15 protein-coding genes are annotated in these 18,649 nt (G+C 65.2%); 6 read left to right on the top strand and 9 right to left on the bottom strand.

Annotated features, from left to right (window positions below):
* Positions 1-2,055 carry a TonB-dependent receptor gene (locus KA712_04905; protein MCG5052280.1) on the bottom strand — a complete coding sequence of 685 codons (2,055 nt, stop codon included), beginning with the start codon at positions 2,053-2,055 and terminating at the stop codon, positions 1-3.
* Between the two features lie 189 nt (positions 2,056-2,244).
* Positions 2,245-2,823: a hypothetical protein gene (locus KA712_04900; GenBank protein ID MCG5052279.1), complete on the bottom strand. Its 579-nt coding sequence runs from the start codon at positions 2,821-2,823 to the stop codon at positions 2,245-2,247.
* A gap of 216 nt (positions 2,824-3,039) precedes the next feature.
* Here KA712_04900 and KA712_04895 point away from each other — a divergent pair, with 216 nt between their 5' ends.
* The 3 genes from KA712_04895 (at position 3,040) to egtD (ending at position 6,945) form a co-directional block, all read left to right on the top strand.
* Positions 3,040-4,425, top strand: a complete 1,386-nt coding sequence (locus KA712_04895; GenBank protein MCG5052278.1) for a hypothetical protein — start codon at positions 3,040-3,042, stop codon at positions 4,423-4,425.
* A gap of 193 nt (positions 4,426-4,618) precedes the next feature.
* Entirely contained in the window at positions 4,619-5,893 is a 1,275-nt protein-coding gene (egtB, locus tag KA712_04890; GenBank protein MCG5052277.1) for an ergothioneine biosynthesis protein EgtB, read from the top strand.
* A 62-nt stretch (positions 5,894-5,955) separates the two neighbouring features.
* Positions 5,956-6,945: an L-histidine N(alpha)-methyltransferase gene (gene egtD / locus KA712_04885; GenBank protein MCG5052276.1), complete on the top strand. Its 990-nt coding sequence runs from the start codon at positions 5,956-5,958 to the stop codon at positions 6,943-6,945.
* Positions 6,946-7,001: 56 nt separating this feature from the next.
* Here egtD and KA712_04880 read toward each other — a convergent pair whose 3' ends face one another.
* Positions 7,002-7,697 carry a pirin family protein gene (locus tag KA712_04880; GenBank protein ID MCG5052275.1) on the bottom strand — a complete coding sequence of 232 codons (696 nt, stop codon included), beginning with the start codon at positions 7,695-7,697 and terminating at the stop codon, positions 7,002-7,004.
* A 188-nt stretch (positions 7,698-7,885) separates the two neighbouring features.
* Between KA712_04880 and KA712_04875 the strand changes: the two genes are divergently transcribed.
* Both KA712_04875 and KA712_04870 read left to right on the top strand, forming a co-directional pair.
* Positions 7,886-8,788 carry a LysR family transcriptional regulator gene (locus tag KA712_04875; protein ID MCG5052274.1) on the top strand — a complete coding sequence of 301 codons (903 nt, stop codon included), beginning with the start codon at positions 7,886-7,888 and terminating at the stop codon, positions 8,786-8,788.
* 59 nt (positions 8,789-8,847) lie between these two features.
* Complete coding sequence (locus tag KA712_04870) at positions 8,848-10,212, top strand: hypothetical protein (protein ID MCG5052273.1); 1,365 nt, start codon at positions 8,848-8,850, stop codon at positions 10,210-10,212.
* Positions 10,213-10,235: 23 nt separating this feature from the next.
* Here KA712_04870 and KA712_04865 read toward each other — a convergent pair whose 3' ends face one another.
* Entirely contained in the window at positions 10,236-11,378 is a 1,143-nt protein-coding gene (locus tag KA712_04865) for a glycosyltransferase family 4 protein (protein MCG5052272.1), read from the bottom strand.
* A gap of 347 nt (positions 11,379-11,725) precedes the next feature.
* Here KA712_04865 and KA712_04860 point away from each other — a divergent pair, with 347 nt between their 5' ends.
* Positions 11,726-13,270 carry a glycosyltransferase family 39 protein gene (locus tag KA712_04860; protein ID MCG5052271.1) on the top strand — a complete coding sequence of 515 codons (1,545 nt, stop codon included), beginning with the start codon at positions 11,726-11,728 and terminating at the stop codon, positions 13,268-13,270.
* Positions 13,271-13,279: 9 nt separating this feature from the next.
* Here the strand turns inward: KA712_04860 and KA712_04855 are convergent, their stop codons facing one another.
* The 5 genes from KA712_04855 to KA712_04835 form a co-directional block, all read right to left on the bottom strand.
* Positions 13,280-14,671 (bottom strand): oligosaccharide flippase family protein, encoded by a 1,392-nt coding sequence (locus tag KA712_04855; GenBank protein MCG5052270.1) that lies wholly within the window; start codon positions 14,669-14,671, stop codon positions 13,280-13,282.
* A 251-nt stretch (positions 14,672-14,922) separates the two neighbouring features.
* Positions 14,923-15,135 carry a hypothetical protein gene (locus tag KA712_04850; GenBank protein MCG5052269.1) on the bottom strand — a complete coding sequence of 71 codons (213 nt, stop codon included), beginning with the start codon at positions 15,133-15,135 and terminating at the stop codon, positions 14,923-14,925.
* A gap of 9 nt (positions 15,136-15,144) precedes the next feature.
* Entirely contained in the window at positions 15,145-15,930 is a 786-nt protein-coding gene (locus KA712_04845) for a DUF1775 domain-containing protein (protein ID MCG5052268.1), read from the bottom strand.
* Positions 15,931-15,939: 9 nt separating this feature from the next.
* Positions 15,940-17,442, bottom strand: a complete 1,503-nt coding sequence (locus tag KA712_04840) for a GMC family oxidoreductase (protein MCG5052267.1) — start codon at positions 17,440-17,442, stop codon at positions 15,940-15,942.
* Complete coding sequence (locus KA712_04835) at positions 17,439-18,623, bottom strand: glycosyltransferase (GenBank protein MCG5052266.1); 1,185 nt, start codon at positions 18,621-18,623, stop codon at positions 17,439-17,441. Before KA712_04835 ends, KA712_04840 begins: the two co-directional genes overlap by 4 nt.
* Between the last annotated feature and the right edge of the window lie 26 nt (positions 18,624-18,649).

Raw genomic sequence — 18,649 nt, 5'->3', positions numbered from 1 at the left:
TCAAAGAAACAAAGACAGCTCCGCCATCAAAGACCGGGGCGCCCCCACGGTGACGAAGCGCTCGGGTACGAGCGTGGCGGCCCCGGTGGCGTTCCAGCGGGCCGCGTAGACGAACTCACCGTCGAACCAGGCGCGGTCGAGCAGGTTGCGCAGCTCGATCCCGAGCGCGATGCGGTTCCACCGCAGGCGGGCCAGAAGATCCACCAAGAACACGTCGTGGCCCACCTCGCCGAAGGGCAAAGGTCTTCGTGCCAACAGCGACCATCCCGAGCCGAGCTCGGCGTGCAAGGTACGCCCGGGCGCCGGCGCGAAGGTGTGCACGAAACGCAGGTCCCACCGCGCCACGAGCTGCGGCACGTACGGAAGCAGGCTGCCGGCCTCGAAGCGTCCATCGCCTTGCCGAAAACGCGCCCGGGTGTACGTGGCCCCCAGATTCGAGAGCAACCAGGCGCCCCGGCGCAACGTGAGATCCACCGTTGCCCCCACACGTTCAGTGCCCGGGACACGTTCGTTGCGCGCCGTCGTTTGATCGAACACGAGGTCTTCCGAGAGCCGGGTCCCAAAGACCGCGGCCGAAGCACTTCCCCAGATGCCTGCGGCGCGCAGCCCCGCTTCGACCGCTTGCACTTCGGTGAACGGCACACTTTGGCCCTGAGCGAGGCTGCGCGCCTGGGGTGACCGGAAGCCTTCGCCGTAGCTGACGAGCCCATGAACGCCCCCCCCAAGCGCGAGATCGAGCGTGGCGCGGGGGCCGATGAACAAACCCTGGGTCTGCCGCGCGGGGGTTTCGCCGCGCTCGCGCGCCGAGAACGCCAGGCCGTCCGCGCGCAGCCCTGCCCGCAAGGTCAACGGGCGCAAGGGATGCAGCACCACATCGAGGTAACCGGCCACGTCGGTGGCCTGCACACGCGCGTCCACGTCCGTCGCCGTGACCTGCCCCGAAAGCGAAGCTACGCGTTGCTGCAGCTGCTCGATGCCATCGGTGCGAACGAAAAAGCCCGCTTCCACGGTGTCGAGAGGCGACAGCAGCGGCTGTCGTTTCCTGTAGGCGCCGTGCGCGCCGAAGGTGAGGGCGTCCTCGGTTTGAGCCTGCGCGTCGCCTTGGGCACTCGTGAGAAAACCCGTGAAGTTCTGCCGCAAGCGAAAGCCACGGTCGATCGCGTAGAACGCCAGGTGTCCGCGAGCGCCGGGGACGTCGTACGCCAGCTCGGCAAGCGCCTGCATGCGGGTAGAGGCCCCTCCTTGCTGGTCGTCGTAGGTCGCGAAGCGCTCCACGCGGCGTGCGCGCAGATCCGAAAGTGAAAGCACCCCCGCCGTGTCGAAGCGGCCCGCATAGGCAGAGACCCACAGACGCAGCTCGGTGTTGCTGGCCACAGCGACGATCTGCTGGCCCATGGCCGAGGCCCGCGTGGCCGACCGCGAGGGCCCGAACCCGCCCGTGCGAAACGCCTCGAAGGCGCCAAAGCTGCGGCCGTCGTGAGCCGAAGGTCGGTAGCCGACAAAGAGCCTCTGCGTGTCGAAGGCCCCCGCGCTCACCTTGGTGGTGAGCCCCGGATCTGCAAGCCCCAGGGAAAAGCGCAGCGAGCCCGCCACGGCGAAGTCGCCTTGCCGCGGATCGAAGGGCCCCCCCTGGGATCGCACGTCCTCCACCACCTCCGCAGGGAGGAAGTGCAGATCGGCATAGCCCTGTCCGTGAATGTTCGAGACATCGTTCACGGGCACACCACCCGCCCAGATCTCCACGTCCTGTCCGTGGACGGCGTCGAAGCCACGGTAGAACAACTGGAACGCCTTACCCTCGCCGCCATGTTGGGTGATGAAGAGCCCCGGAACCACCCGCATGAGGTCGTCGGCCGTCCTGTGGGGCGCCGTCGTCAAGGCCGCGCGATCGCGCACGGACTCCGAAGCGCTGCGCGGAGGCGGAGGCGCGCGCACGGTGACGTCATAGGAAGGCTGCAGCCACCGCCGTGGCGGCGCGTCCGTGCCCGCGGGCGCAGGCGCAACCGCTTGGCCCGCGAGACACAGAAACGAAAGTTGTGGGACGAAAGACACCATGAACACGCGCAAACCCCCAGCCCTCCCCGCGACGAGCGGCGTGGACCGAGACGAAACGAGGACCTTCCCCGACCGCCGAAACCACGGAAGAGGCGTACGAAGCGCGTCTGCCGAACACCCGCCCCTCGCGCGTGCGCAAGGCTCGAGCCCGGCAGCGCGCGGGCGCACCCTCGGACGGCGTTCGGTACCCTAAACCGAGCTCGGGAACGCCCCGGCGGGCGGCCCCCGGATCCGGGGCCGGGCGGCCGCACAGAGCGCCTCGAGGGGCCTGGGCGTCCACGAGGCGGACCCCGCGAGGGCCCGCACGAACAGGAAGACCACGACCAGGACGGGGCCCACCACGAAGGCGAGGCCAAAATGGAGGCTGCTCCCCGCGCCATGAGGGATCGGCCCGCCGGCAGGACGCTCGTCCGTGCCAGAGCCGTGCGGCCTCTCCCCCGGCTCGATGTGCCGGTGGCCCTGACTGCCGCCCCCAGGGCTTGCCACCCTGGCCTTGCTTGGAGAGCGCGTGCCGAAAGCCGCGGCCGTCACGGCCTGCAGCACCTCGTCGAGGGAACGCGGCTCCTCGGAGCGCCGCCCGTCCACGTAGATCACGCCGCCGGGCGTGTGGACGTGATCGTTTCCGTGGTCGTAGACATGCAGTGCAGGCAGCACCAGATGGCCCGCGACGAAAGTTGCCAAGGCAAAGACGGCCAACCATCCGCGCTGCAAAGGCGCGTAGGACGAGCGGCCCCCTCGGGCGCGAGGCTTCCGGGCGAACGACGTCACGTCGGCCGCATGTTGCCACAGCTTCGCTGTGATGCCACTCGTTAACTCCCGAAGCCGCCCGAAGCGGGGCGCACAGGTCAGCACCCTCTCGAAAAACTTTCAGCGAGGCGCCGTGCCAGGGCGAATACGCCAGCATTCGCCGGGCTGCGCTCGGTTTCCTCTTCGCCACGGGACGGGAACGTGTTTTGCTGCAGGAGCCCGAGAGGTTGTACGAAAATGAATCACAGACGGGACCGGCGTTTGCTTTGCTTCTCTGCCTTCATGGCCTACGCGGTGAGCTGCGGGGGAAACGGCGCATCCTTCGACGACACCAACCAGGACGGCCCGGACTTCGGGCCTACCAGCGACGCGGGCTTTCCCGTCACCGGAGGCATGGGAGGAGAGGGAGGCTTTGGCGGGTTCGGCGGCTTTGGGGCTTTTGGCGGCTTCGGGGGTGAGTTTCCGATCTCCGGAGGTGCCGGCGGGAGCCGCTGCGCCTTGCAAACCGGAGGCGCCGGCGGCAGCGCCTGCGGCTTCGATGCCTTTTGTGAAGCGCCCGAGGGCACGTGCGGGGCCACCCTGTCGCCCTTCATCCTGAGCTCGGGCGGTGCACCCGGAAGCCTCCCCGTCCCGCCCGAGCCCGACCCTGGGCTCGAGGGCCAGTGCACCGTCGTGCCCAAACAGTGCGACAGCGTTTTTGCGCCCGTCTGCGGCTGCGATGGGTTCACCTACGCCAACGACTGCGAACGACGGCTCGTGGGTGTATCGAAACTGGCGGACGGCGCGTGTGCGACAGACCTCCCCACGTTCGTGGGCGAAAACGAAATTTGCGGGAGCGTGTCGGGAGTCTTCCAGGTGTGCGCCGACAACCTCTTTTGCGAGTTTCCCAACGCCACTTGCCCAGGCCCCAAGGCCAACGGCCGGTGCCGCCGCGCCCCCTCGACATGCCTGCCCGTCGATGCTCCCGTGTGCGGCTGCGATGGCATGACATACGGAAACGATTGCGAGCGCCGCCGTGCCCGAACTTCACTGGCCACCCCCGGAGCTTGCGGCCCCGGGGGGGCTAACGTGGGCGAAGCTTGTGGCGGCGTGGTCGCCACGCTCTGCAAACCCGGGCTCGTCTGCGATCCCGCGCCGAACCAGTGCAACCTCGAGCGCACGGCGGGGACGTGCCGGCAGCAGACGAACGGCTGCACCAAGGAGTTCCTTCCCGTTTGCGGTTGCGATGGACGCACCTACGCGAACGACTGCATGCGCTTTGCCGCCGGAATCGCTCTGGCGCAAGAAGGAGCGTGTCAATCCACCCTCTGGTTGACGCCAGGCCTCTGGGGCGGCCCCCACGTGTCGCTCACGGTGAACGACCCGAAGCTCGGGGGTGACTTCAAGTTCGATTGCGGCCTCGCGGTGGTCACGTCCCCCCTCGAGATCGAAAAGGACGGGCGTTTCGCGTGGACCGGCCTTTACACGCTCCAGACCGCGAGCATGCCCCGCCAGGCAAGCTTCACGGGCCAAGTGAACAGCGGCGGCACCCAGATGAAGCTGACCGTGCACGTGGCAGGAGGGAGCCCCACGACGCTCGACCTCACGCTGGGAACCCCAGGGCAGTTCTCGTCCTGCCTGTGAACCCGCCCCGAGCGGCCCCGTGCGCTTTCCAACCGGGCGTTGACAGCCCCGGGGCCGCTTCGCATGCTTCGACCTGGCGATTTTAGCCCAGCAGGATGGCTTCCACCTTCGCGCGGACACATCGAACCCAAGGCATGAGGAGGCTCACGTGACGGCGTGGGTCTCCTCGGAAGCGCGCAAGAGCGGCACGGCTTTGGACCCGGACGAGCTTTGCGACCGCTACCGTGCCGTTCGGCATCGTACGGAGGCGCTGGCGGCCCCCTTGACCGCCGAGGACCAGCAGCTGCAGGCCATGCCGGAATCGAGCCCCGTCAAGTGGCACCGCGCGCACACCACCTGGTTTTTCGAGACCTTCGTACTGGTGCCCAGAGGATTCGCCCCTTACGACGAACGCTTTGGGCGGCTCTTCAACTCGTACTACGAAGCCATGGGACCTCGCCACGCCCGCCCCCACCGGGGCCTGCTCTCACGCCCGACCGTGAACGAGGTGGGTCTGTGGCGCCGTCAGGTCGATGACAAGATCCTCTCGTTGCTCGAAAAGCCCGAGGCCCGCGACGACACCGGCCTCGCCTCGTTGTTGCAGCTGGGGCTGGCACACGAAGAGCAACATCAAGAGTTGATGGTGACGGACGTGCTCGCAGCGTTTGCGTGCAACCCCCTCGCGCCCGTCTACTTGCCCTGGGCGGCGCGTCCCCAGCACGAACGACTGGCGCCCCTTGGCCCGACCCTCTGGCACGAACAGCCCGGCGGCCTCGCGGAGATCGGGGCAAACCCGGGCCCCTTCGCCTTCGACAACGAGGGACCCCGCCACAAAGTCTGGCTCGCTCCGTTTGCTCTCGCCGATCGGCTCGTCACCGTGGGCGCGTGGACCGCGTTTGCCCGTGACGGGGGCTATACCACGCCCTCGTTGTGGCTTGCGGAGGGACTTGATTGGGTGCGCGCCAACGGCATCGAGAGCCCTGCGTATACGCGCCGAGAGGGCGACGACGTCATCGTCTACGGCCTCGGAGGCGAACGCCGCACCCATCCGGACGAGCCCATCTTGCACCTGTCGTTCTACGAAGCCGACGCTCTTGCCACCTGGCTCGGGGCCCGGCTGCCCACCGAACAGGAATGGGAAAGCGTGGCCGTCAAGGCCTTTGCGCCCGACGAAGCGACGGGGTTCGACGAAGACACCCCCGAGGGGTGGCGGCCACTGCCTCCGGCCCTCGAAACACATCAGGGATTGACGGGCCTTTTTGGCCGCGCCTGGCAGTGGACACGCTCGGATTACGCACCCTATCCGGGTTACAAGCCAGCCGAAGGTGCGATCGGCGAATACAACGGCAAGTTCATGGTCAATCAGCGTGTGCTTCGCGGTAGCAGCGCCTTCACGCCGCCGGGACACAGCCGGCCCACGTACAGAAACTTTTGGCACCCGCAGACGCGCTTTCAGCTCACGGGGTTGCGTTTGGCCCGCGACCTCTGAGCGTCAGGGGCATCCAACTGCAACGTGCACTTTAGAACCGGAAACGAAAGTAGGGTGGAGGCATGAGCGTGGTGCAGGGGGGGCAAGGTGTGGTGACGGCGTTACGATTCGATCCGGCACTTCTGGACGCCGTGAAGGTGGGATTGGCAAAACGGCCACGGGCGCTCCCACCGTGGCTTTTTTACGACGACCGCGGCTCGGAGCTCTTCGAGGACATCACGGAGCTTCCCGAGTACTACCTGACCCGGGCCGAGCGCGCGATCCTGGAGCAGCATGCCGACGAGATCGTGGCGTTGGCGGCCGAGGGGACCACGCAACCCCTCAAGGTCATCGAGCTCGGGGCAGGTTCCGCCACGAAGACGCAGCTGCTGCTCGACGCCGTGGTCAGACGCCAGGGACATTGCCTTTACCTGCCGATCGACGTGTCGTCCGCCGCGCTCGACGGCGCCGTGTCGCGTCTGCGGCGCGAAGCGCCCGACGTGACCGTGCGCCCTTTCGCAGGCACACACCTTGCTGCGCTTCCCGCCATACGTGAAGCGGGTGCGAGGCGCTTGGTGCTGTTCGTGGGCAGCTCCGTGGGCAATTACGCCGACGAAGAGGCCATCGAACTGCTCGGGGCGGTGGCCCGTGAGCTGCATCCGGGCGCGGGCTTGTTGCTCGGCACCGACCGCGCGAAGGACGTACCCACGTTGCTACGCGCCTACGACGACGAGGCAGGCGTCACCGCGGCCTTCAACTTGAACCTTCTCACCCGCCTCAACCGCGAGCTGCGCGCGAACTTCGTAGCAGAGCGGTGGCGACACGAAGCGCGCTGGAACGAAGCCAGCTCTTCGGTCGAGATGCACCTCGTGAGCACCGAAGACCAAGCGGTGGAGTTCCCTCCACTCGGGCGCTTCACCTTCGCACGAGGCGAGAGCATTCACACCGAGTCCAGCAAGAAGTACACCCGCGCTCACGTCGACGCGTTACTCGCCGCCGCCGGCTTCACCCGGGTCCACACGTTCACGGATGCCGAGGACCGCTTCGATCTGCACCTGGCCCGCAGGATCTAGGCAGACGGGCGCCCCCTTCGTGGCGCCCGATTTTGGGGTTGTCCTTGGGTGCCGGGTCACGCGAGATCGAACACCAGCACCTCGGCGTTCGTGAGGGCCCGGAGCCGTAGCGCCGTCTCGCCCGTGACCGCCGCACCGTCGCCTTGCCCGAGTCTGTGCCCGTTGACCTCGACCGAGCCGGTGGCAACTTGGATCCAACCGTGTGCGTAGGCGCCGGGCTCGTGCACGACCTCCCTGCCCTCATCGAGCACCGTGGCCCACAGGCGAACGTCTTGCGCCACCGTTACGGAGCCCTGCTGACCGTCCGGTGAGGCCACCAACCGCAAGGCATTGCGGCGCTCTTCGCCAAAGGTCTTTTGTTCGTACCCCGGCTGTAAGCCACGGGCGCGCGGTACGATCCAGATCTGGAGGAAGCGAACACCTTCCCGCGGCGAGTGGTTGTACTCACTGTGGGTCACACCTGTCCCTGCGCTCATGCGCTGAACGTCTCCTGGACGAATCACCGAGCCGGTGCCGAGGCTGTCCTTGTGTTCCAGCGCGCCCTCGAGCACGTACGACACGATCTCCATGTCTCGGTGGGGGTGTGTCGGAAAGCCCGCGCCGGCTTCGACGCGATCCTCGTTGATGACCCGCAGCGCGCGAAAGCCCATGTGCGCAGGGTCGTAGTAGTCGGCGAAGGAGAAGGTGTGTTTGCTGTCGAGCCAACCATGGTTCGCCCCGCCGCGTTCGTTCGACTTCCTTACGTTCAACATGCTGCGTGTCCTCTCACCGTCGCCCCGCGGAAGGCCCGCAAGGCCACCCACGACGGGAACCGCTCCCGCCAGGGCCAAGAGCTGCCTTCGTTTTGGGTTCGTCATGAAGGGAGTTTGATGCGCCTGGGACCAAGTGACAATAAGCGACGCAGTTGACTTACTGTTTCCACTTGAGAAACAATAAGGACATGCCCGCCTCCGCCTCGACCCGCCCGCGGCTCGACGAGCTCGAAGCCTTTTTGGCCGTCGCCGAGCGGCAGAGCTTCTCGGTCGCCGCCCAGGATTTGCGCTTGACCAAAGCAACCGTCAGCAAGCGGGTGGGAGCGCTCGAACGGCGGGTGGGCGTGCGCCTCTTTCACCGCACCACACGCTCCGTGAGGCTCTCTGAGGCCGGGGAGAGCTTTCGGACCCGCTGTAGCCACGTTCTGGACGAACTCGAGGACGCGGAAAGTCAGCTGGGCGCTCTCGCCGGTCAGTTCCTGGGGCGCCTCCGGGTCTCGGCCCCCGTGTCGCTCGGCCAGGCTTATCTGGCCCGCGTGGTGGCCAGCTTCGTCAAGACACACCCGCGGGTCGAGGTCGACTTCTCGCTGGAGGATCGCATGGTGGATGTGGTGGCCGAGCGCTACGACCTGGCGATTCGGGTAGGCGCGCTGCGCGACTCGGCCCTGGGCGCCCGCAAGCTGAGAGAGAGCCGTTTTCTGGTGGTGGCTTCCCCCGCCTACCTGAAAGCGCACGGCACACCGCGCGAGCCTTCCGTTCTGGCGTCACACGATTGTCTGCTCTACAGCTACCAGAGCGCCCTGGACACCTGGACGTTCCACGGAGCAAAGCCGCTCGCCGTGCGCGTGAGGGGTCGCTTTCGATCGAATCACGGGGACGTGCTCGCCCAGGCGGCCGTGGAGGGGCTGGGCCTCGCGCTGCTGCCGGATTTCATCGCGAGGCCCTACCTGGATGCGGGGGAGCTGCGGGTCGTGCTGGACGCACACTGCCGCGCCACGGCGCCGATACACGCGGTTTTTCCCTCGCTGGGCGCCCGCCCGGCCAAGGTGGATGCCTTCGTGGACGCGGTGGCGGCCGCGTTGCGCGCGTAAGGATCACAAGGGTCCGCACCACAAATACAGAACAGGGCGATTGGGATAGAATGAATCCAATGTCTTATCGTGGCTTAATCCTTGGCGGCTGCGTGGCGGCGCTGGTGTGCGCGTCCCCCACACGCGCGCTGGCCCTGGGCGAGACGATCGTGGATGTGAAGATCCGCGACAACAACCGCACCAGCGAAGACACGATCCGGGCCATTGTCGGCGTGGACATCGGCGACGAGATCGAAACCGACACCCTCGAGCTGATTCGCGAGAGACTGAACAATTCGGGCCTCTTCTCTGACGTCGACGTCTTCTGGGAACCTCACAAAAGCGGCGCCCGGGTGGTCGTCACGGTGCGCGAAAAGTTCCCGTGGGCACCGGTGCCCACGTTCTCCCGCGCGGCCGGAAACGTATCGTTCGGCGCCGTCCTCGTGCACGGCAACCTCTGGGGGCGGGGAAAACAGGGCGTCATCGGGGGCCGCATCTCGAACGTCACCAGCGGGGCCGTGCTCGCCTACCGGGATCCGGCGCTGCTCGGCACCTGGATGTACTGGGAGGCCCAGGGCCTGTTTCGAGACCTTCAGCTGCCAGAATTCGCGAACACGGACGTCTTCGGCGACAACCCGCTGCGGGTGAACAAGCTGCGATCGTTCGGGCTCTCGACCCGCTTCGGTGTGTTTTGGTGGCGGCGCGTGCGCACAGAGGTGGGCTGGGAGTTCGCCCACTGGAATTATCGGGGGTACGACTGGTTCCAGGGTGACGCCAATCAGGGGATCCCCGCGCCGATACAGCCTGGCGAACCCGGCGCGCAAGACGCGACCGTGGGCGAGGCCCTGGTGGGCTTGAAGTTCGATTTTCGGGCGCGGGAACACGCAATCATGACGGGAAACGCCCTCAGCCTTGGGCTGCGTCTTGGGAATCCCACGTGGGGCTCGGACAAAAAAATCGATTACTGGAAGGCGGGCGCGGAGTACGTCCACGGGGTCCGCTTTTTTCGTCGCATCAACTGGGTGAACGAAGCCGGCGTCAACCTGGGCGATCGGCTACCGCTGTGGGCCGAGAACTGGGCCGGCGGCGAGAACCTCCGCGGCTTCCAGTTCATGCGCTTCCGCGGCGACACCCAGGTCCGCTTCACGAGCGAATTTCATTTTCCGCTCTTCACCATCTCGCAACTCGACTTCCGCGCGTTGGTCTTCTACGACATGCAAGCGCTCTGGTGGCGCAAGCTCGACAACCAGCGCCTGGATGGCAGGCGCTTCCTCCCGGGCGACTACGTCAAGACGGGCTTTAGCCCCGGCCGCGACATCCACAACGGCGTGGGCGGTGGTCTTCGCTTCTTCCTGCGCTCCGTGGCCGTCCCCCTGGTGGGCGTGGATTACGGCTACGGCATCGAAGACAGCGAATGGCGCGTGGTGCTGATCGTGGGAGCGTGACGGGGAGGGGTTGCCCCGAGGCATCAATCTTCCAGGACGTCTCTCACAGTTTGGGCCCAGGAAAATGACCGGGCCCACGTCACCCCGCGGGCCCCCATACGGGCCCTTAGGGCCGGTTCTCTTACGAGGCGTGAAATCGCCTCCGCCAGCCGCGTGCGATCGTCCGGATCCATGAGAAAACCAGTTTGTTCGTCGAGCACGGCGTCTTCCACGCCGCCCGTGCGATGAGCAATCACCGGCAAGCCAAAAAGCCCCGCTTCCAGGTACACCAAACCGAACCCTTCGATGCTCCCCCAGTATTCACGCGAGGTCAGCGCGAAGATGTCGGCGTCTTGGTACTGTTCCGGGAGTCGTTCGTCGGGCACTTTGCCCAGGATCTCGAGCGTTACGCCCAGTCGTCTCGCAACGCTCTCCACCTTGTCTCGATAACTCGGGCTATTCGTCTGCCCTGCGAGCCGATAAATGATCTTGTTGCGCATGTCTGACGGCAGTCGACCGATGGCCTCGATCATGGCCAACTGCCCCTTACGAGGACTGATGCGAGCCACCGTGAGAATCACGGTTTTGTCCCGCCAAGGCCGCTCCACGGGGCCCCTGGGGACCGCTAAGTCCGAGCGCGGGGCTGCGTGCGCTACCTTCACCTTTTCAGGCAAATCTGGGAAGCGATCGAGTGTGAGCTTCCGGTTATGCCGGGACACGACGGCCACGCGCTCAGCCTTTCGCAACAGTGACCAAAACTTCTTCTTTCGCCACGGCCAGCGGGCAAGGCGGATGATCTCCGTGCCGTGCAAGACCACGCGTATCGAGGCGGGCATGTCGAGGCCGAATAGCTTCGCGTCCATGAAGGTACGAATCGGGCCGGGATCGGGAAGAAGGAGATGGGCTTCGCGCCACGTTGCTACCCTCTGACGAAGAAACTTCGACAAAGCGATGCGACTTTTCCAGCCCTGTCCCCCTGGCACCGGCATGGGCACCACAGGGAAGGGGTACTTTTCGGGGTGAAGTTCCGGTGCAGCTGGACACCAGACCTCAATCGGCCATCCCTCAGCTTTTGCTGCAGACGCGAACTCTTGTACCCAGGTGGCGATGCCTCCTCGGTAGGGGAAGAATTCGTGAGTGATGAGCACGATCTTCGAACGTGCAAGGCCGAGCGGATGAGGCGTCATGGGCAATCGGTGACGGACTATACAGAGCGCCGACCGGTAGGGCGAATGGGGCACTTTCGTCCGATAAGGCCGCGACCTCCCTGGGACGCTCGCTGGTTTCGTTGTTCATCAGACCGTGATGCCGTGCTGTTACGGGTCTCCACCACCAACCCAAAACTCACGGGCGAGACGACTCATTGCGCTATTGCTAACCCTAGATCCCTCTCGTTTCCGAGTTCCCATGCGCCCGAACGCAAACACTTTGAGGTCGAACGGCGCTGGACAGGGGCTCAGGCGGGGCCTTACAGGAACACAAAACAGAACTAGCTTCTTTCGGGCAAAGACGCTAGAAGCGGTGCTCTCACCACATGCACCTGCGTGGCCTGCTGCTGCTCGGACTTCTCCTGAGGCTCGTCGTTGCCTCCGCTCCTATACGGTGGCTCGTTCAAAAGACCGTGCCCGACGACGCCTTCGTCTACTTCCAGGTTGCCCGGAACCTGATTGCCGGCGCGCCTCCCAGCCTCGACGGAGTCCACTTTACGTCGGCTTACCATCCGCTCTGGTTGGGCTTCGTGACCTGCGTGGCGAGCCTCATTCCCGGGGGCGGAGATCGGTTGATCACCGCTGGGATCGTCCTCGCCGGACTGATCGATATCCTCAACGCCTATCTCGTCTTCCTGGTGGCGAGAACACTCACCGCAAGCGAGCGATACGCAGTCGTGGCCTGCGTGCTTTACCTCTTCAATCCGTATTCGCTCGGACTCGTCCTTTCGGGGCTCGAGACACCGGTGTACGTCACAACGACATTGGCTTGTTTTGGCGTTTACCTGAACTTGGTCAGCAGGCCCTCCCGCCCGTGGCAACCCAATCTGGTATTGGGCGGATTGGCAGGCCTCGCCATGCTTGCTCGGACCGACGCTGTCTTCTTTCATCTCGCGATGCTCGGGCATCTCATCCTTCTGGGTCCAGGGACACGCCTCGAAAGGCTCAAAGCAACCTGTGCCTTGGCTTTCTCCTCGGCGGTCATAGTGCTGCCTTGGCTCATTTACATGCATCGAGAGACTGGCCACCTCATGCAATCGAGCGCCCATGCCATCCCGTTCGTAAACCATGCCCACGCGGCAGACCTCACAAGGATCGCTCGCGTCGCCACGTCGGCATGGAAAACACTGAAAGTACTCTGCTACGAGCTTCCGCGAAGCGCAGGCTTTGGAGTGCCGTTTGCGCTTCTGCTGCTCTGCTGGATTCGGAAACGACGTCTTCCTGCCGTGGATCGGCAAGCTTCGTCGCAGAGGCTACTCCTGTTGGCCCCTCCTCTTGCCGCTCTTGTGGCCCTTGGCTTCGTCCACGGTGGGATAAGGTGGGTCAGCAGAGAGTGGTATTACGTTCCCGTTGCCTGGCTCGGCCCCCTCGGGTTTGTGCTCTTGTACAAGGAAGCTGCACCCTATCTCCGGCAGCGGGGACGCGTGGCTCTGAGCACACTGGTGTTTCTCGGAACGGCGATATCGGCTGCAGACGTCTGGGTGAAGGGACTGTTTCCTTGGCAGGTTGACATGTACGACATGGCCCAGGAGCTCCAGCGGGTCGTTCCTCGCTCCGACCGGCCAAGGATCGCCGGGTTCAACATGCACATGCAGGCGTACTACAACTTCAACCAGGTTATGAACCTGGACGGGGTTGGGAACGACGAAGCCGCGGACTGGGTCAGGGAGCGTAGGGTGGGCGATTATCTCGAAGTCAACGGGATCGAATATCTGGTCGACAACGATCACTACATCAAGCAACGCTTTGCCCCGTTCCTCCCTCCAGACGTTCTGCAGCAACTTGGCACCGTCGTGATTGAGAAGGCGTCTTGGGCCACGGCGAAGAAGTGGCGAGCTCCCTGGAGAGTCTACCGGCTCGCGCGCCGGTGAAGACTCCCTTCACCCCAAGATTCGCTTTTTGATCCTCGATACGGATTCCTTCTCTTCAGGCCTAAAGACCGTAAGCCAGTAAAGGGCAAAGTACCCGATAAGTCCCAGCAGAGTTCCGCCCAGAATCCTGGGGATGCCCGGGGAAACAAGACGTGTCACTAGGGTTTGAATGCCAAGGACCAAAAGGCCCACCGCCAAGGGCGGAAGGAGAGCCCTGTTGAACGGGTGCACACCCTCCAGTCGGGCAGCCTCGATGAGGCTCAAGGAGATCGGAACGAGCATTCCAGCGAGGAACGCAAGCGCGGCTCCCATGATTCCGAGTCTGGGGATCAGCATCCACGACAGAAGGGAATGCACGACTAGTGTGAAGGCTTGGTTCAACACCAGGAGCCAGGCCCGTCCGCTCATCGTCAACAAGGCTGCGGAGAACGCGAGAGCACCATTCGCGAAATGTCCAAGAACGTGCACGACGACGATTGCTGACGCTGCAACGTAGGCTTCCCCGTAAAGGCCCAGGAGGTCGGCTCTGAGCGATATGAGGGTGGTGGCCAATGGGAGCGAGAGCAGCCAAACCCAGCGGGTAAGGCTCTGGAGGGTTTCTCGGCGGCGTTCCAGGTCCCTCGAGTGAAGGGCCTCGGCAAAGAGTGGGCTTGCGATTCCATCAAAGGCATAGCGAACGTTCGCCGCCACGCGGCCTATGTACTCACTGGCAGCGTAGAGAGCCATCTTTTCGGGAGGCAGGACGGCGAACACGAAGATCGTGTCCAGCCTCAGCCGGAGGGAGTTCATGACCTCGAGCGTGACCATCGGCCGAACGAACCTCGTCAGGTCGGGGTGTTTGGGGGCACGCAGAAGACCGGAAAACCAATTCTTCTCGAAGCTCCGCTTGCACAGCCACAGAGCGAAGGCCAGCAGCCCCACGTAAGACAATGCGTACGCCATGGCGAGGCCTCGCGTGCCAGCCCCCGACAGCCATGCCGCCAAGGTCAAGACTGTCAGGAGGGCCGGCTCCATGACCCCTCGGATGAGGGGCGGAAGATGCGCCTGCCTTTTGCTAAGCGCCGCAGCATTCAACACGAGCACGAGTGCCATCGGGGCCAGGCCGAAGCTCATGAGCCGAAGCGCTGGGGCGATCTGCGGTGTCTCCTTCCAGGCCGCGATGAGCGGGGCACCCACAAACATGGCCGCAGCCAGCAGGGAGGAAACAAGCGTGGAAAGCCTGAGTGCCGAGGCAAACGCCCGCTTGCCCTCGGCGGGGTCTTCTCCACCCCCCTTCCCCAGGTACTTGTACAGCCCCTTGTCGGTACCCGCGACGCCGAACCGCACCGCGACTTCCATGATCCCTAGGATGCCGCCGTAGATCCCATGAGTGGCCTGTCCGAACAGGCGGGGTATCAGCACTTGCTGTACGGCGACCAACCCTTGGCCCAATGTGCCTAGGATCTGGAGCAGGGCGCCTTTTAAAATGTAACGCGAATCGAGCGCGGGGCGAGGCTTCTCGGCGGGGGGCATGTTGAGGCGGTGTCGGAGGACGCGTGCCTAGCCTAGGCACGTCAGGCTCGACAAAGCATGCGACGTTAGCACACGAGCGCCGGACTCAGGCGCCAATGCGCAACGCGCCATAGCCCAAGGCAACGGACGCTTCCGCCGCCTCAGCGCCCCGGCGGGAGCAGCTCGGCGGGCAAGCGAGCTTGGGGGGGGCGCAAGAGGGGCGAGGGGCGGGGCAAAAGACTCGAGGACGGCGCGGCGCCCAGAGCGTCTCCGGCGGCGTCTGAACCACCGTCCACGTTGATGTTCGCAGGGCTCTCGTCGTCCGCGCAGGCCCCCAGGACGACAACCGCCAACAGTAATGCAACTCGCTTCATGGGCCTGCCTCAGTAGCGCACCCAGATCACGGCCCCCGGGTGGAGCTCCGTGAGGGCGGTGGTGTTGGGCTCGCTCGGAACGAGCGCTTGAATGTCGGGGTTGGGGCTCCACGCGGCGCTGCCCGACCACACGATCTGAGCGTCAGAGAAGAACACGGGAAGATCGTGTACGTGCTGGGTCAGCGTGTACTTGTTCCATCCCGGCATGCGCGCAGGCAGGACCTGAACGGCTGGCGCGGGCTCTGGCGCTGCGGGCGCAACGCCCGCATCCACGCCGTGCTGATGATCGCCCCCCCCGGTCCCCACCCAGCTGGCCGTAGACACCACACCAGCAGCCGACTTGCACGTCTGCACGGTGGGAAAATAGAGCGTGGTGAAGGGGGCATCGGGGATGCGCACACGCAAGGCCACCTCGTAGGCGTTGTCGTCGGATGCACCCAGATCGGTTTCGGGGCGGGACCACGTGACGGAGGTGACATTTCCCATGGCGTCCTTGACGACCGACGCCTTGCCGAAACCTCCGGGAATCGGGCGCACGCCTGTCACTCCCGCGGGGACCTGCATCGCGAGGGACAGCGTGTCAGCGCCTTCGCAGCCATGGCCCACAGTGAAAACCACCTTGACGGTTTTCCCTGCGAACACCGGACCGTTGGTGCCGATATGGGCGAAGGCCCCCGTGGACACGAGGCCAAGCGAAAGACCAGACAGAAGGGACACAAAGCGTTTGAGCAAGGGGCAATCTCCTTTCGATGCGGCGAACCCTAATGGCCCGCCCCCCCTTTGCCCATGCGGCATGTTGTCGCACTAAAGCCGCTGCCTGATCGCCTGGCTCACCCGGAGCGCGTTGGCCGTGATCGTCAGACTTGGGTTCACACCGCCCGAGGTGGGCATGACGCTGCCGTCGGTGACGAAGAGATTGGGCACACGAAAGAAGGCGCATTCACGGTCGAGCACCGCCGTGGCGGGGTCGGAGCCGAAGCGCACACTGCCCACCGCGTGGGAGAAGGAATCCACCAGGTTCACCTTGCCCACGAAACCTCCCGCTTTCCGTAGGATTTTCCGTGCCGCTCGGACCAGCAGCTCTCGCCGGTGCACGTCCGCCCGGGTGTAGCGGTGATCGACCGACGTGATCGGCAGGCCGTGCTCATCGGTGCGCGCCGAAAGCGTCACGCGGTTTTCAGCCTGGGGCTCGTCTTCCGCGATGCAAATGAGGGTTTGGATGTGCGCCGCGAACGTGTGGGCAGCGAAGCGAAAGCCCTTGGGCGCCAGCACGCGCACCACGTCGGGCGGGGGCATCATCATGTCTTGAATCACCCCCACCGCCCGCCCCGTTGCGGCGCGCTCTTGCTCATAAAGGTCGCTCACGCAGATCTGTTTGTGGTTGACCTGCTCGGGGTTGGTGGCGAAGGGAAACACGTAGCCCACCATGGCGTTGCAGTGCCGCATCAGGTTGCGGCCCAGCAGGCCCGAGGCATCCATCACCTCGAGTCCCGAGCGCAGGAGGAGCGCCGGGGTTTGTACGGCCCCGCCGGCCGCCACCACGACCCGCGCGCGCACCGTGTGACGTTGTCCCGTTCGCGGGTCCAAGACCTCGACGCCCACGGCCCGCTTGCCTTCGACCAAGACCCGGGTGGCGGTCACGCCCGAGACGATCATCAACCGCTCGGGATCGGACTTGGCGAGCAAGGTCATTGCCACGTCGTTCTTCGCACCCACCTTGCACGGAAACCCATCGCAGGTGGAACAGCGCAGGCACGCCGTGCCGCGGGCACCGCTAAAGTCAATCGCCGTGGGCACCGCGAAGGGATGAAAGCCCACGGCCGTGGCCGCCGCATGAATGCGCGCGGCGGGCGGTGTCAGCGCCGCGGCCGGCGCCGGATAAGGTCCCGAGCGCGGAGGCTCGTGCGGGTCGGCGCCGGCCTGCCCGTGCACCTCGAGCAAACGCTCGGCCTCGGCATAGAAGGGCTCGAGTCCGTCGTAAGACACCGCCCAGTCGGCGAAATCGGTAGGCCGCAGGCGCAACGCCGCCCCCCCGAAAAACACGGAGTTTCCGCCCACCACCGCGTTGGGCACGGTGTCCTTGGGCGGCTTGCCGTATTGAGCGATCGCCACGGGCGCGTTGGCCTTGTACCGGCCGTCGAGCAGGATCTGCCGCCCGTTCCAGTCGTCCGCGTCGCGCAGGGGCCATACCCCCCGCTCGAGCATCAACGTGTGCAAGCCCCGGCGGGAAAGGGCATACGCCGCCGCCCCGCCGCCAAAGCCAGAGCCCACCACGATCGCGTCGTAGTCTCGCGTCAGGGGTTTCATGACGATGCAGACTCCCTCGCCAAAGTGGTACGCACCCGATCGGGCCTGACCTCCGCGAGCAGCTCTTCGTAAACAGCCACCGTTTGGTCCACGACCGCAAGGGGTGTGGGCGCAAAGCGCGCGTGCACGTGCTCCCGTCCCATCCGCCCCATCTCTTCCCAGCGCGCGCGTGGCAAGCTCAGCAGCTCGTCGAGCGCACTGACGAGGGCCCCGTGGCGGAAGGTCGGAACCTCGAAGCCCGTCCGCCCCGGCTCCACGATCCGATCCACGTTGGCGGCATGGGAGAGCACCGCAGGCAGACCACACGCGCAGCCCTCGAGCGCCGCGTTGGCGAGGCCTTCGTAAAGCGAGGGCATCACGAGCGCGTCCGAGGCCCAGTAAAGCGAGCGCATGTCCTTCTGGGCACCCAGCCGCCGCACCACGGGTTTGAGTGCGGGCTGTTCGGCCAGACGGTGAACCCAGCGCGAAGCAATCGGATCCCGGTCACGTCCTGCAAGCAACACGACGGTGCCCGCAGGCAGCCTCCCTTGCTTCGCCAGAGCCGCCAGGGCCCGCAGAAAGCCAATCTGGTGTTTTTGCACCCCCACCCGGCCCGGCAGGATCAGGGCCCGCTCGTGCGGCTGCAGGTTCCAGGTCCTCCGAGCTGCGGCCCGCTCTTCTTCGGTGGGCGGCCGAAAGAACTCCAAATCGAGGATGTTGTAGATCACCCTTATCTTGTCCGGTGCCACACGGGCGTAGCGCGTGAGCTCGTGCTTCACACCTTCGGAGTTGGTGAGAATGAGGCGTGTGCCACGGGACATGAAGCGCTCGATGAGAAGGTAGCGAAGCTGCATCATGCGGTTGCGGCAAGAGGTGATGAGCACCGGCACGCCCGCCCGCCGGGCCGCCAAGCGCATCCAGAAGTTGGCCTTGTCGCGGTAGGAATGCACGATGTCGGGCTGCTCTTGTTCCAGGATCGCCGTGAGCCGCCGAAGCGCCCCCGGCCCCATTTTCGCCACCCCCAAACTATGGCGAGGCTGACCGGGGGGCAGCCGATCGTCGAAGAAGACGTTCTTGTCGTCGTAGACACACAGCACCGGCTCGAAGCGCGCCGGGAGACGCCGGATCATCTCCAGGATCTGTCGTTCCGGGCCTCCTTGCTGTAGGTTCGGAATGAAATAGAAGATCTTTATGCGGCGCATGAATCAGCCAAACGGGAACGCCAAGC

The organism is Myxococcales bacterium (assembly GCA_022184915.1).
GTDB lineage: Bacteria > Myxococcota_A > Polyangia > Fen-1088 > Fen-1088 > JAGTJU01.
Note: the sequence above shows the minus strand (reverse complement) of the source record. Positions and strands in the feature narration are given on the sequence as shown.